Annotated in this window: 12 protein-coding genes; 7 read left to right on the forward strand and 5 right to left on the reverse strand. The window is 69.5% G+C overall.

What is annotated here, in order from left to right:
• The first annotated feature begins 46 nt into the window (after nt 1–46).
• The 3 genes from NOW55_RS02955 (at nt 47) to NOW55_RS02965 (ending at nt 5,136) form a co-directional block, all read left to right on the forward strand.
• Nucleotides 47–1,234 carry an alpha-hydroxy-acid oxidizing protein gene (locus NOW55_RS02955; protein WP_256398570.1) on the forward strand — a complete coding sequence of 396 codons (1,188 nt, stop codon included), beginning with the start codon at nt 47–49 and terminating at the stop codon, nt 1,232–1,234.
• 89 nt (nt 1,235–1,323) lie between these two features.
• The gene (locus NOW55_RS02960) at nt 1,324–2,235 is read left to right on the forward strand and encodes a rhodanese-like domain-containing protein (RefSeq protein ID WP_256398571.1); all 912 of its coding nucleotides are present in this window, start codon (nt 1,324–1,326) and stop codon (nt 2,233–2,235) included.
• 144 nt (nt 2,236–2,379) lie between these two features.
• Nucleotides 2,380–5,136, forward strand: a complete 2,757-nt coding sequence (locus tag NOW55_RS02965; protein WP_256398572.1) for a lamin tail domain-containing protein — start codon at nt 2,380–2,382, stop codon at nt 5,134–5,136.
• On the opposite strand, the gene NOW55_RS02970 is transcribed toward NOW55_RS02965, so the two are convergent.
• A complete protein-coding gene (locus NOW55_RS02970; protein WP_256398573.1) occupies nt 5,130–5,909 on the reverse strand; it encodes a Sir2 family NAD-dependent protein deacetylase in 780 nt (259 codons plus the stop codon). The two genes, NOW55_RS02965 and NOW55_RS02970, sit on opposite strands and share 7 nt — an antisense overlap.
• 125 nt (nt 5,910–6,034) lie before the next feature.
• Here NOW55_RS02970 and NOW55_RS02975 point away from each other — a divergent pair, with 125 nt between their 5' ends.
• The 3 genes from NOW55_RS02975 to NOW55_RS02985 all read left to right on the forward strand — a co-directional run bounded on the left by NOW55_RS02975 (nt 6,035) and on the right by NOW55_RS02985 (nt 7,990).
• Complete coding sequence (locus tag NOW55_RS02975; protein ID WP_256398574.1) at nt 6,035–6,481, forward strand: hypothetical protein; 447 nt, start codon at nt 6,035–6,037, stop codon at nt 6,479–6,481.
• A 105-nt stretch (nt 6,482–6,586) separates the two neighbouring features.
• Nucleotides 6,587–7,201 (forward strand): translation initiation factor IF-2 subunit beta, encoded by a 615-nt coding sequence (locus tag NOW55_RS02980; protein ID WP_256398575.1) that lies wholly within the window; start codon nt 6,587–6,589, stop codon nt 7,199–7,201.
• 90 nt (nt 7,202–7,291) lie between these two features.
• On the forward strand, nt 7,292–7,990 hold the full coding sequence (locus tag NOW55_RS02985; protein WP_256398576.1) for an SDR family NAD(P)-dependent oxidoreductase: 699 nt from the start codon (nt 7,292–7,294) through the stop codon (nt 7,988–7,990).
• A gap of 24 nt (nt 7,991–8,014) precedes the next feature.
• On the opposite strand, the gene NOW55_RS02990 is transcribed toward NOW55_RS02985, so the two are convergent.
• A complete protein-coding gene (locus NOW55_RS02990; RefSeq protein WP_256398577.1) occupies nt 8,015–9,211 on the reverse strand; it encodes a thiolase family protein in 1,197 nt (398 codons plus the stop codon).
• A gap of 393 nt (nt 9,212–9,604) precedes the next feature.
• Here NOW55_RS02990 and NOW55_RS02995 point away from each other — a divergent pair, with 393 nt between their 5' ends.
• Nucleotides 9,605–10,384, forward strand: a complete 780-nt coding sequence (locus tag NOW55_RS02995; RefSeq protein WP_256398578.1) for a hypothetical protein — start codon at nt 9,605–9,607, stop codon at nt 10,382–10,384.
• 119 nt (nt 10,385–10,503) lie between these two features.
• On the opposite strand, the gene NOW55_RS03000 is transcribed toward NOW55_RS02995, so the two are convergent.
• From NOW55_RS03000 to NOW55_RS03010, 3 genes are all read right to left on the reverse strand, one after another.
• Nucleotides 10,504–12,243: a coiled-coil domain-containing protein gene (locus NOW55_RS03000; RefSeq protein WP_256398579.1), complete on the reverse strand. Its 1,740-nt coding sequence runs from the start codon at nt 12,241–12,243 to the stop codon at nt 10,504–10,506.
• 176 nt (nt 12,244–12,419) lie between these two features.
• Nucleotides 12,420–12,818: a universal stress protein gene (locus NOW55_RS03005; protein ID WP_256398580.1), complete on the reverse strand. Its 399-nt coding sequence runs from the start codon at nt 12,816–12,818 to the stop codon at nt 12,420–12,422.
• Between the two features lie 56 nt (nt 12,819–12,874).
• A complete protein-coding gene (locus tag NOW55_RS03010) occupies nt 12,875–13,495 on the reverse strand; it encodes a VOC family protein (RefSeq protein WP_256398581.1) in 621 nt (206 codons plus the stop codon).
• Nucleotides 13,496–13,510 lie beyond the last annotated feature (15 nt).

The following is a 13,510-nucleotide window of genomic DNA, read 5'->3' on the forward strand; positions in this document are numbered from 1 at the left end:
CGTCAGGGCCCCTAGACTGAAGCGACGACCAGCCGATGCTGCCCCTATGACCGACGACGAGGACGCTTCGACACCGTACGGTCGACACCGCCAGACGACGGTCTACACGACCGGGATGCTCACCGGGAACGTCCCCGACATCCCCGTCGACCCGGACCGGCTTGCGGAGCACGCCGAGGAGGAGCTGGACGGCCGGGCGTACGACTACGTCGCCGGCGGGGCCGGCGGCGAGTCCACGATGCGGGCCAACCGGCGGGCGTTCGAGGACTACCGCATCGTCCCGCGAGTGATGCGTGACACTGGGACACGGGACCTCTCGACGACCGTGCTCGGCCAGGAGTTCGCGGTCCCCGTCCTGCTCGCCCCCATCGGCGCGCAGGGAATCATCCACGAGGACGGCGACATCGCGAGCGCCCGCGCGGCGGCACGGTGGGACGTCCCGTACGTCTGCTCGACGCAGGCCTCGGAGCCGCTGGAGGACGTCGCCGAGGCGCTCGGTGACACCCCGAAGTGGTTCCAGCTCTATGCCAGCGAGGACCGCGACCTCACCCGGAGCCTCGTCGAGCGTGCCGAGGACGCGGGCTACGATGCCATCGTCGTCACGCTCGACACGCCCCACCTCGGCTGGCGCGAGCGCGACCTCGACCGCGGGTTCCTCCCGTTCCTCGACGGCGACGGCATCGCGAACTACACCAGCGACCCGGTGTTCCGCGACCGCCTCGACCAGCCGCCCGAGGAGAACCCCCGCGCCGCCGCTCAGGAGTTCGTGCAGGTGTTCTCCGACGCGACGCTCATCTGGGGCGACCTCGGCTGGATTGCGGAGCTAACCGACCTCCCGGTCGTCGCGAAGGGTATCCTCCACCCCGAGGACGCGAGAGCGGCCCTCGACCACGGTGCAGAGGGGGTCGTCGTCTCGAACCACGGCGGCCGACAGGTGGACAACGCCGTCGCCGCGCTGGACCAGCTCCCTCGAATCGTCGAGGCCGTGGACGAGGACGCCACCGTCGTCTTCGACTCGGGCATCCGCCGCGGCGCGGACGCCGTGGTAGCGCTCGCGCTCGGGGCGGATGCGGTCTCGCTCGGGCGTCCCTGGGTGTACGGGCTCGGGCTCGCCGGCGAGGACGGCGTCGCGAGCGTCTGCGAGAACTTCCTCGCGGACCTCGACCTGACGGTCGCGCTCGCCGGCTACGACGCCGTCGACGACATCGACGAATCCGCCCTACGTACCAGCTGACGCCACGGTCGCGTGCCGCGACACCCGACCGGTGTGATAGGTAATCACTAACCGGAACGCATTTTTTGTTTCGGCAGAACGGGGCTGATATGAAACGACGCGCGTTGCTCACGTCAGGTACCCTCGCACTGGGGAGCCTCGCGGGCTGTCTCGGCCGTGGTGACGACGGTGAACCAGCCCCCGCGACAGCCACGGACGCCCGGACGCAGACCAGTGGCGGGACCGACACGAACACGCCACAGGAGATCGGTGGCGACGGGACCGAATCCGGCGGGTCGTCGGGCTCGCCGCGGGAGGTGACCGCGAACCCCGGCGACCCGAACCCGACCGACGGCTTCGCACCCGAACCGGACGCCGTCCCGGCGGCGCGTGACATCGACACGTCGAGCTACGAGACCCTCGAAATCGAGGGCGAGCAGATCCAGCTCGCACCAATCGGGGACGTCCACTACTGGTGGGCCCGGCAGGAGGCTCGCATCGCCGACGCCCGGGGGCTGAGCCAGTACCGCGAGTCGCACATCCTGGGCGCGGTCGCGAGTCCGGTCGGGACCGAAATCGACGACACCTTCGTCGGCGACTGGGCGACCGACGAGCGCATCGTCTGCTACTGTGGCTGTCCGCATCACCTCTCCTCCATGCGGGCGGCGGAGCTCCAGTCGGCCGGCTACGAGAACGTCTACGTCATCGACGAGGGGTTCTTCGAGTGGGTCGACCAGTCCTACCCCGTCGTCGGGGCGGACGCGTCGAACCGCACTCTGTACCGCATCGAGGGTCGGACGCGACCGCGCTACGCCGGCGAGATGGTCGTGGCGCATCACGTCGGGAGCGACCGGGTGGAGGCCGCCCCGGTCAGGCGCGACGGCACCTACGAGATCCACGTCCGGTTCGCGGACGTGACGCCGGACTCCCGGCTCCGGGTCGAGACACCGGCCTACGCCGTCACGGCGACGCTCCAGGAGCTGACGAGCAGCGTCGTCACGGCGCGGTTGGCCGAGGACTGACAGACCCTTCCACCGTCAGCACGACGGTCGGTGGCTCCCCCGGGCGCTTTCGATTCTTCCGTCTTCGTCGGTCGCTGTTTGGGAAAGTATGACTACGACCGACAAATACCATAGTTTATCACCATCGGCTCCTGTCGGTGTGGTATGCGACGGCGTGACTTCCTGACGGCGCTGACGGTGGCGACATCGACCACGGCACTCGGCCGACGGGCGGCGGCCGAGGTTCGCGAGACGACGGCGACGACGGTCGACGCGCTGGAGTTCGACTCGTCTGCCAGTCTGCTCGACTCGAACGGCAACTACCTCACCGACGACTCCCGCATCGCCGTCAAGGCCGAGACGACGGCGCTGAACGAGGATTCGGACGGCAACGGCGACGCGACGTACTACGACGCCTCGACGGACATCCCCCTCGTGACCGTCGACGGGGACGTGGTCGGCTTCGGCGCGACGCTGGTCTCGAACCAGGCGAACTTCCGCAGCGGCAACGAGGAGTTCGTCCTGAACGTCTTCGACGCCCACCTCGGCGGGAGCGGGAGCGTCCTCTACGACGAGGGCCACGACCAGTACCACAGCCTGAACGACTTTTCGAACATGGCAAACTACGCCGAGAACGACGGCTACACGGTCGCGGCGACGACCGACCTCGCCACCGACCTCCCGTCAGCCGACGCGCTCTGGCTCACCGCGCCGTCGACCGCGTTCACGTCGAGCGAGAAGTCCGCGCTCTCGTCGTTCGTCGCGAACGGCGGCGCGGTGTTCATCTTCGACCGGGCGGACTACAGCGACTTCGACGAGACGGCGAACCTGAACGACGTGGCGAGCGCGCTCTCGCTCGCGTTCCGGTTCAACGACGACCAGGTGACCGACGACACGAACAACGGCGGCGCGTACTACAAGCCGACGACGACGAGGTTCGACACCGGCTTCGGCTACTTCGCGGACCGGCCGGGGATGGAGATCGACCCCGACGCGACCCACGTCGTGGACGTGACGAGCGTGGCAGACGGCGACACCTGCGACGTGCAGTTCGACTCCGGTCGGGTCGAGAATGTCCGCATCCTCGGCATCGACACGCCCGAGAAGGAGCAGTACCAGCAGTACGAGCGGACCCAGGAGTGGGAGGGCATCGAGTCGCTGACCTACCTCGCCGACGAAGGCGCGGCAGCGACGACGTTCGCCCAGAACGAGCTCTCGGGCGAGACCGTCGAGGTGAGCTTCGACGACGCAGAGGCGGGCATCTTCGACGAGTTCGACCGTCTCCTGGGGTACATCCACTACGACGCCGACGCCGACGGGGTCCGCGACGAGTTCTACAACTACCGGGCCGTCGAGCAGGGCTACGCCCGGCTCTACTCCTCGGCCTTCTCCAACCACGCGAGCTTCTTCCAGGCCGAGCAGGCCGCCCGGAGCGAGGGGCTGAACGTCTGGAGCCAGAGCGACCCGGCGACCAGCAGCGAGATACGCAACGGGAGCGTCAGCGAGCTGTTCTTCCCGACGGCGGCCAGCGTCCGGACGGCTGCCGGGGCCATCGACGCCGCACGTGTGCCCGTCCTCGCCGGGACGAACGCGAGCCAGACCGAGTCGCCGACGGTCACCTACACCGACATCCCGCTCGTCGGCGTGGATTCGGACGCGAACGTCGCACTCGTCGGGGCGCCGCTCATCGACGAGTCCTACGAGCAGGCCGAGGGGTACGCCGTCGACACCTCGGGCTACGGCAACTTCGCGTTCCTCTCGAACCTGCTCGACGAACTCTCGGACGTGGGCGGCCCGGTGCTCGTCGACGGCGGCCACGGACAGTTCGCGAGCGACTCCGCCATCGCGGGCGAGGACGCCGCCTACTACCAGCGCTATCTCGAGGGCGTCGGCCTCGGCTTCGAGCAGATCAACGACCTGAGCGAGAGCCGGCTGGACGACGCGCGGGCACTCCTCGTCGCCACGCCCTCTGAGGGGTTCACGACGAGCGAGGTGGATGAGCTGAAGGCGTTCCGCGACGCCGGCGGCGCGGTCGTCCTCGTCGGCTCCGGGAACGCGGCCGCCAGCGCGCGGTCGAACCTCAACTCGCTCGCAAGCGACCTCGGCAGCGACCTCCGCATCAACGACGACCAGGTCGTCGACAGCACCGACAACGTCGACGGCGACCAGACGGTCCCGACGACGACCCGGTTCGACACGTCCTTCCCCTATTTCTCGTCGTTCAGCGCCGACGACACGCACCTCTCGGTCGTGCAGGTCCACGCCGACGGGAGCACGCTGAACGACGAGTTCGTCGTCTTCCAGAACGACGGCGACACGGCGGTCGACCTCTCGGGCTACGTCGTCGAGGACGCCGCCGGCTACGACTACACCGTCCCGTCCGGGGTCACGCTCGACGCCGGCGCACAGGTCACGCTGCACACCGGCTCCGGCACCGACACCGGCACCGACCTCTACTGGGGCTCGGGCTCGCCCGTCTGGAACAACACCGGCGACACCGTCTACCTGCTCGACGACGCCGCCGCGACGGTGCTCTCTCGAACGTACGCCGGCGATGGCTTCGACGAGACCGACGGCGGCGGCGGCACCGGCGGCAGCATCGCCGTCGATTCGGTCCACGCCGACGCCGCCGGCAGCGAGTACGACAACCTGAACGACGAGTACGTCGTGTTCACGAACCCCGGCGATTCGGCCATCGACCTCACCGGCTACGCCGTCGAGGACGCGGCCAGCACCCACTACGACTTCCCGTCCGGCTTCAGCCTCGACGCGGGCGCGACGGTCACGCTGCACACCGGCTCCGGCTCCGATACGAGCACCGACCTCTACTGGGGGTCGAGCTCACCCGTCTGGAACAACGCCGGCGACACCGTCTACGTCCTCGACGACGGCGGGACGACGGTCGTGAACTACAGCTACTGACGGGTTCGCTCGTCGCCGCGGTCGTCCAGCTCGGCCACCCGGTCCGCGACCGCCGGCAGGAACTCCTCGACGGGCTCGCGGGCCACGTGGTCCGCACGCCCCGCGTACCTCGTCCGGTCGAGATTGACGACGACGAGCGTCGCGCCGTTCCGGAGCGCGGTATCGGGGAGGAGGCTGGCCGGGTCCACCGTGAGCGAGGAGCCCGCGGCGAGGAACACGTCGGCCGTCTCCGCCCGCCGATTCGACTCCTGCAGGGCGGTCCCTGGCAGCCGCTCGCCGAACAGGACCGTGTCCGGCTTGTAGACGCCGCCGCAGTCACAGGTCGGCGCATCCTCGCCCGATTCCACGCGGTCGCGGGCCGCCTCGACGGGGATGGACGTCCCACAGTCCGGACAGGTCGCCCGGGTGCCGGTTCCGTGGAGGTGCACCACGGACTCGGAGCCGGCTTCGAGATGCAGCCCGTCGACGTTCTGCGTGAGCAGCGCGTCGAGGTGCCCTCCGGACTCCAGCCGGGCGAGCGCGTCGTGGGCCGGATTCGGCGCGACCTCGCTGTCGAAGAAGTGCCCGTGGAGGTCGAGCCAGTCGCTCCAGAACCGCGCGGGCTGTGCGCGGTAGCGCCCGATGGTGAACGCCCGCTCGTCGAACTCGTCCCAGAGGCCGCCCTCGCTCCGGAAGTCGGGGATGCCGGAGGCCGTCGAGAGGCCCGCGCCGGTCAGCGCGACCACCTCGTCGGCGTCGGCGATCGCGGCCGCGACGGGGTCCGGGTCTGTCATCGTCGGGGTATCGGTCCCCGACGGTTAAGCACCTGCTGCTCGACGGTGTCTCCGAGCTCCGCACCTCCCGAACCACCCACCGACAGAACAGGCAGTCTTATGACCCGTTCTCCGGACATCAGCGTATGGAGCGTCGCCAGGTACTGTCTGCGCTCTGTGGTGTGGCCCCGCTGGCAGGCTGTCTGAGTGGGGACGGCTTCGGCATCGAGGACGCCGACACGACCGTCCCGGAACGCCGGTGCGTCGCCGACCCGGCGAACGATGCCTCGGTGCGGTTCGCCGATTCGGACGCGGTCGTCGTCTCCGGCGAACTCCTCTCTCACACGCTCTGCGACGACGTGAACCTGAGCGTGTTCACGTCCGAGGACGAGCGCGAGCGAGGGGAGGCCATCGTCGAGGTCGCGCCGGTCCAACCGACCGGACCCGACACCGACTGCGAGCCCTGCGAGGACCAGCCGGTGTGTACCTACGAGTCGCGGCTCACGTTCTCCGGGCGTGTCACCGGTGTCGACCTGCTCCACGGGCTCCCCGGTGGCGGGTCGGCGAACGTCGCCGTCGAGCACCGCAGGTAGATCGACGGAAACTGTCGCGGAACCGCCTCAGACACCCTGGAACCGGTGAACCACCACCGATTTCAGTATCCGAAGGTTGAAACGCGCCCAACACCTCCAGCGTGTATGGAATACGAGACACTTCTCGAGCGAGCACACGCAGATCTCCCCGACATGCCACAGGACGCGGGCAGCCGACTCTCCATCCCCGACCCGGCCGGCGAGACCGACGGCGCGTTCACACGACTCACCAACCTCCAGGCCATCGCGGACGCCCTCTCGCGGGACTCCCAGCACCTCCACCGGACCATCCAGCGCGAACTCGGGACCAACGGCCAGTTCGACGGCAACCGGGCGCGCTACAACGGTTCGTTCTCCGTCTCCGACTTCGACGCGGCCATCCAGCAGTACATCGACGAGTACGTCACCTGCGGCGAGTGCGGCCTGCCCGACACCCGCCTCGTGACCGAGGACGGCGTCGACATGCTGCGCTGTGAGGCCTGCGGTGCCTTCCAGCCCGTCTCGAAGAGCAAGTCCCCCAGCAGCGCCAACGTCAACCCCGACGAGGTCGAGGAGGGACGGACCTACGAGGTCAAGATCACGGGCACCGGCCGCAAGGGCGACGGTGTTGCCGAGAAGGGCAAGTACACCATCTTCGTCCCCGGCGCACAGGAGGGCGACGTGGTCCAGATCTACATCAAGAACATCTCCGGCACGCTCGCGTTCGCGCGACTCGCCTGACTCGGCGGTTCTTCTCTTTCGAGCAGTTCAGCAGGTAGCGACCGCCACCTCCGGCGGGAGCGTTTAGCCCCCGTGGCCCCTGTCTCCTGCATGGACATCGACCGGTACGACTCCCTCGACGGACAGGTCGCGCTCGTCACCGGCGCGAACCGTGGCCTCGGGGCCGAGATCGCGGCCGAGCTGGCCGAACTCGACGCGACCGTCTACGCCGGAGCGAGACGGCCGAACGACGTGACGGCCGACGACCTTCACCCGGTCGAACTCGACGTGACGAACGACGAGTCGATGCGGACCGCGGTCGAGCGAATCGACGAGGAGGCGGGGCGACTCGACGTGCTCGTGAACAACGCTGGCATCGGTGGCCCCTCCGCGGTGCTGCACCGGCTCGAACCCCGGGACATCGACGCCGTGTTCGACGTGAACCTGCGCGGGCCGACCATCCTCACGAGATTCGCCCTGCCGCTGCTGCTCGACCGACCGGGCGGGCGCGTCGTCAACCTCTCCTCCGGGATGGGCGCGCTGGGCGAGGGGATGTCCGGGGGGAGCGCCCCGTATCGAATCTCGAAGACGGGGCTCAACGGGCTGACGGCGTCCCTCCACGGCGAGTACGGGGACGATGGCCTGCTCGCCAACGCGGTCTGTCCCGGCTGGGTCCGCACCGACATGGTTGGGCCGGGTGCGAGCCGGAGCCCCGCAGAGGGTGCGGACACACCCGTCTGGCTGGCGACGTTCCGACCGGGCAGCCCATCGGGGCGGTTCTGGCGGGACCGTCACGTCATCGACTGGTGAGGGTTGAGCCGGCCTGTCGCCGCGTCACTCCCGCTCGATGAGCGTCGCGATACCCTGCCCGAAGCCGATGCACATCGTCGAGAGCGCGGTCTCCGCGCCGGTGCGCTCCAGTTCGTGGACGAGCTTCGTGACGAGCGCCGCGCCGGTCGCGCCGAGCGGGTGCCCGTGGGCGATGGCCCCGCCGTTGACGTTCGTGCGCTCCCACGGCGCGCCGGTCTCCTCCAGCCACGCGGCGACGACGCTCGCGAACGCCTCGTTCACCTCGAAGATGTCCACGTCGTCGACCGTCATGTCCTCCGATTCGAGCAGCTGCTGCGTGGCCGGAATGGGGCCGGTGAGCATCATCACGGGGTCGACGCCGACGACCTCCTGTGCGACGATGCGGGCCATCGGCTCCCAGCCGTTCGCCTCGGCGACCTCGCGCGAGCACACCAGGGTCGCGGCCGCGCCGTCGACGATGCCCGAGCTGTTGCCGGCGTGGATGACGCCCTCGCCCTCCTCGCGGAAGGCGAGCGGAAGCCCGCCCAGGGTGTCCATGTCGGTGCCGGGCCGGGCGTGGCCGTCTCGTTCGACCGTGATCGGTTCGCCGTCGAGCGTCGTCTCGACGGGGACGACCTGCGAGTCGTACCGGCCCGCCTCCCAGGCCTCGCCCCAGCGGCGCTGCGAGTCGACGGCGAGCTCGTCGAGGTCGGCCCGGTCGAAGCCCCACGTCCCCGCGATGCGTTCGGCGGACTCGCCCTGGGGGACGAGCTCCGAGTACTGCTCGCGGTAGGTCTCGGTCATCGACCCGCCGTCGGAGCCCATCGGCTCGCGGGTCATGTGCTCGACGCCGCCGGCGACGACGACGTCCTGGAAGCCCGCCGCGACCTGCCCGGCGGCGAAGTTGATGGCCTGCTGGCCGGAGCCGCACATCCGGTTGAGCTGGACCCCCGGCGGGCCGTGGCGGCCCTCGTAGGACGCCCCCGGACCGGCGTCGGCGGGTATCTCCTCACCCCATCCCGCCACGAGCGGGGCGATGCGGCCGATGTTCGACCCCTGGTCGCCCTTCGGCGTGACACAGCCGTACACCACGTCGTCGACGATGGCGGGGTCGAACCCGTTGCGTTCCTCCAGCGCCCGGAGCGGGACCGCCGCGAGGTCCTGCGGGTGGGTGTCCCGGAAGGCCCCGTCGCGCTTCCCGAACGGCGTCCGCACGGCGTCCACGATGACTGGCTCGTTCATCGGTGGAAACTATACCACGATTTACTTGTTTCTTTCGCCGGACGGGGCGAACTGTATGGACATCCAGAAATCCGGAGAACTATTTGAACTCAGTCTCTTATAAGTAATATAAGTGGGCGATAGAAAATTTTAATACCCCGTACTGTGAATATCGGGACACATGACGCGTACCCACGTCGTGCGGAACGAGGCTCGCACTGGTGGCGACCACCGGTTCGCCGCACACGGCGATCGACCGTCGACCACGGTCACGGGTACGCCGGTTTCTCGCTGACCGTCTCTACTCGCCGGCCACGGCCGGTAGCGCGTGTCCCACCGCCAGCGCAGTCGCTGGACCGTGACCACGCGTGGGGGTACCGCAGCTCGACCGCCCAGACCCGACTCCACGAACCCATGACCGAGTTCACCTTCGAGACGGACGCAGCGCACGCACCCTACAACCTCGCCCACCTGGTCGACGACCGCAGCTACCTGTCTCACCGCTTCGACGTCGAACCGGCGTACGACGACGGCGTCGCCGACCCCGGCACCGGCCGTCGCGACGCCCCGCCGGACTTCGGCGCGCGCCGTCGGGCCGTCGTCGAGTTCTACGGCGACCGCTGCGGCCGCTGCGCGACGCGGATCGACACCGGGAGCGCCGACGACGGCGAGGTCGCGTACCTGTTCAGTGTCGCGGACGACACCGAGGACAGCTGGGCGCTGCGCCACCTCGTCGCCGTCTGCGAGCCGTGCTACGACCTGCTCAGTACGGACTGCACCGACCGCATCGGTGGCTTCGGCGACGCCTACCGTCGCGCGCCCCAGTTCCCCGCCTGGATCGGCGACCCGCGCGTGGCGGTCGAGCGGCTCCCGCTCTCCGGGCGCGAGGTGTGGTTCCGCGACCGACTGAGCGAGCGGGTCGACGTCGAGGCCCCGACCGGCGAGAGCGTCAACGGCGACGCCGCACGCGAGGCCTGCCTCGCCCGGTCGACACCCGCCGCGGTCGCGGTCGCGCTCAACGAGGCGCTCGTGGCCGACGAGCGCGGCCCGCTCTCGACGGCGAACCGTCGGCTCTGCGACCGGTGGGACACGCTCTCCGAGCGAGAACGGACCGAGTACGAACGACGCGCGGTGGACGCCGAGACGGTCGTCGGCGGTGGGTTCGAGCCCTGCGTCGACCTCCAGCGTGCCTGAACACGGGTGGACGCTCCTCCCGGACCGTCGGGCGGTGTTCGCCACTCCCTCCACCCGTTGACGTTCACTCCCTCCACCCGCTGACGCCGTTACCTCCTCACACACGATACCGACCGGCCTCAGACCCCGACGTGCTCGGGGTCGGTGCGCTGGCGACCGAGGAACCACCAGACGGCGAGCAGCAGGACGCCGACGCCCGCGACGGCACCGGCCGCGGTCAGGCTGGTGGTCGCGCCGACCGTGACACTCGAGATGAGCGCGCCGCTCCCGAGTGCGAGCGCGAGGAACCGTTCGACGCCCTGGTCGAGCCGCGTCTCGACGACGGACTCCACGTCGGCCTCCGTGACGTAGTCCGACCGGAGCGTCTCCTCGACCCCGGTGAGGTCGGCGTCGGCCGCCGCGCGCTCGTCCAGCGCCTCGACCTCCTCGGCCAGCGTCGAGATGGCTGTGTCGAAGCGGTCCTCGGCGCTCCGCAGGTCCGCCGCGGCAGCGGCGTACTCCTCCAGTTCCGCGACCCGCTCGCGGAGCTTCGCGACGCGGCCTTCGAGCTCGTTCAGCTCCGAGGTCGTCGCGTGTGTCTCGACGACCTCGTCGATGCGCTCGTCGAGCCCGGTCCGGTTCGCGTCGATAGCCGACTCGAGGTCGTCGCGGGCCATCTCGATATCGGACGCCAGCGAGCGCTCCAGTGCGGCCACGTCGCGCTCCTCCGCCTTGCGCTCCTCCAGTTCACGGGCGGCCTCGGCGACGCGTTCGAGGTCGTCCGCCCGGGCTGCGTCGTCCGCGAGGTCGTCCAGTCGGTCGACCACGTCGGCCAGCGTCGACTCGGACGCGGCGCGCTCGTCGAGGTCGCGCAGTGACGCCGCCAGCGTCTGGACCCGCTCGGCCTCGGCAGCGGTGTCCTGCAGGTTGTCGAGGCGTTCCTCGACGTTCGCGACGGTGCTCGCGTCGGCCTTCAGCCCGTACAGGTCGGTGATGCTGTCCTCCAGTCCGTCCAGCTCCTCCGTGAGCTGGTCGCGCTTGCGCTTGGCGCGTGACTGCAGATGGTCGACGAACGAGGAGGTCGAATCCGTGAGCTCCAGGTTCAGCTCGTTGCGGAGCAGTTCGCGGTCCGCCTCGTCGACGCGGTCGTCCCGGAACGCCGCGACGAGCGCGCCGACCACGTCGTCGTCGGCGTCGAGGCGGGGGCCGTTCGTGGCCGAACCGTCGTCACTCTCGGACCCGGTGGCGGTGTCGGTCGATTCCTCGTCCGAGGGCGCGTTCTGGTCACCGGTCGAGGGTCCCGCAGCGGCGGGCTCCTCGAGGTCGAGCGTCGGCAGCTCGTCGTCCGCCTCGGCGGCGGAGCCGGAATCAGACGCGTCGGCCGCCGCGTCGTTCTCGGGGCTCGCGTCGGTCGTGTCCTGGTCCCCGAACGACCGCTCGATGGACGAGAGGTCCATGCCGCGCTCCCAGTCCGCCGGCTCCTCGTCGGGGGTCAGCGTCGGCTCCTCGGCCCCGGACGCCCCGTCGGATTCCCCGCCGACACTCGCCCCGGACGAGGTCGTCCGGCTCCCGTCGGCACCGAGGACCGTGAGCTCCGGTTCCGTCGCGAACGCGTCGGGGTCGGGGACGGACCCGGTGCGGAGCCCGACCACCGTCTCGACCCGGTCGTTCGGCCCGAGCGGACAGCGGAACTCCACGCCGTCGCCACGCTTCTGCCAGCGGTCGGCCTCGTAGTCGGCGTGGAAGCCCACGTCGTCCGCGTCGATACCGGGCGGCATCGTGTCCCGCAGGGAGACGGCGACCGCAGCGTCGGTCGTCGACTCGATCTCGTACCTGATGACCGGGATGGCCGCGGCGTCGTCGGAGAGGCTCTTTGCCACACGCACCCCGTCCGTCCTGACGACGGTCGATGACCCACCGTCAGCCGTCCCACCCGGGGACGCACGTGAACGTTGCCCAGACATATATTTCACACTGTGCTGCACTCATTTTAGTCTATCGGGCACAGATGTCAATGGTCGTGGAGCTCCGTCGAGAACCGGGTCCGCGGGCGGCGTTACTTGTCCTGGGGCGGCGCGACGAGCACCGGACGGTCCGCGTCGAGGATGACGCCCTGGGTCGTCGAACCGAACAGGGCCTTCCCGGCGGGCGACCGACGGCGACCGCTCACGCAGATGCAGTCGACATCCCTGTCGGCCGCCTCGTCGAGAATCTCCGGGGCGGGGTCCCCACTGGACTCCGAGAGCGAGTAGTCGATGCCGGCCTCGTCGAGCACGTCACGGACCGCGTGGACCGTGCCGAGCTGGGTGACCGACGCCCCTTCGGGGTTGTCCCGGAAGACGTGGAAGACGGTGACGTGGACCGAATCCGGGGCGTCCGGAAGGTCGACGACTGCCTCAGCCTGGGATCGTGCGCGCTCTTCGGCCGTATCGAGTGCCAGCAGTACCTCGTACATACCCACCGCTACACCCGTGGGTGGCTTATCTTTGGGGGGTTATTTGCACGGATTGATTACGAGACACCCCCGACGCCGCTGTCGGCGTCGGGCAGGTCGTGCTTCTCGACCTCGATGCCGAGTTCCTCCAGCGCGGCCGCCATGTGCTCGTCCTGCGCGTACTCCGCACCGTCCTCCTCGCGGATGCGCTGGGTCGTCGCCAGCACCTCGGCTCGGCGCTCGTCGGGGAACTCGTACTTGTCGGTGGCGAGCTCTATCACGAGCCCGTTGTTGTCGGTGGTGTACAGCGAGTGGAAGATGCCACGGTCGAAGATGTTGTAGCCGCGGCCGTCGGCCTCGATGGCGTCGACCACCTCCTCGAACCGGTCGGGGGCGACGCTGAACGCGAGGTGGTGGACCCCGCCGACGCCGGTGCGCTGCGGCCCGGTGTTCGACGGTCGGTCGTCGCTCACGAAGAACGTGAGGATGCGGCCGTCGCCGGTGTCGAAGAACAGGTGCGTCTGCGACGGGTCGTCGAGGTTCGGCTGTCGGAGCACGAGCGGCATCCCGAGCAGGTCGCGGTAGAACGCGACCGTATCTTCCTCGTTGCTCCCGATGATGGTCATGTGGTCGGTGCCGGTGGTGCGGAACGGACTGTCCGGTGCCTCGGCGGTGACCGGGATCTCCTCGTCGGGCATGTATCCGAGATACTC

Origin of the sequence: Haloarchaeobius litoreus, assembly GCF_024495425.1 — an archaeon.
In the GTDB taxonomy this organism is placed as follows: Archaea; Halobacteriota; Halobacteria; order Halobacteriales; family Natrialbaceae; genus Haloarchaeobius; species Haloarchaeobius litoreus.

Coding starts and splice junctions, on each gene's coding strand:
- NOW55_RS02955 (WP_256398570.1), top strand. CDS start 47: ATGACCGACGACGAGGACGCTTCGACACCGTACGGTCGACACCGCCAG.
- NOW55_RS02960 (WP_256398571.1), top strand. CDS start 1,324: ATGAAACGACGCGCGTTGCTCACGTCAGGTACCCTCGCACTGGGGAGC.
- NOW55_RS02965 (WP_256398572.1), top strand. CDS start 2,380: ATGCGACGGCGTGACTTCCTGACGGCGCTGACGGTGGCGACATCGACC.
- NOW55_RS02970 (WP_256398573.1), bottom strand. CDS start 5,909: ATGACAGACCCGGACCCCGTCGCGGCCGCGATCGCCGACGCCGACGAG.
- NOW55_RS02975 (WP_256398574.1), top strand. CDS start 6,035: ATGGAGCGTCGCCAGGTACTGTCTGCGCTCTGTGGTGTGGCCCCGCTG.
- NOW55_RS02980 (WP_256398575.1), top strand. CDS start 6,587: ATGGAATACGAGACACTTCTCGAGCGAGCACACGCAGATCTCCCCGAC.
- NOW55_RS02985 (WP_256398576.1), top strand. CDS start 7,292: ATGGACATCGACCGGTACGACTCCCTCGACGGACAGGTCGCGCTCGTC.
- NOW55_RS02990 (WP_256398577.1), bottom strand. CDS start 9,211: ATGAACGAGCCAGTCATCGTGGACGCCGTGCGGACGCCGTTCGGGAAG.
- NOW55_RS02995 (WP_256398578.1), top strand. CDS start 9,605: ATGACCGAGTTCACCTTCGAGACGGACGCAGCGCACGCACCCTACAAC.
- NOW55_RS03005 (WP_256398580.1), bottom strand. CDS start 12,818: ATGTACGAGGTACTGCTGGCACTCGATACGGCCGAAGAGCGCGCACGA.
- NOW55_RS03010 (WP_256398581.1), bottom strand. CDS start 13,495: ATGCCCGACGAGGAGATCCCGGTCACCGCCGAGGCACCGGACAGTCCG.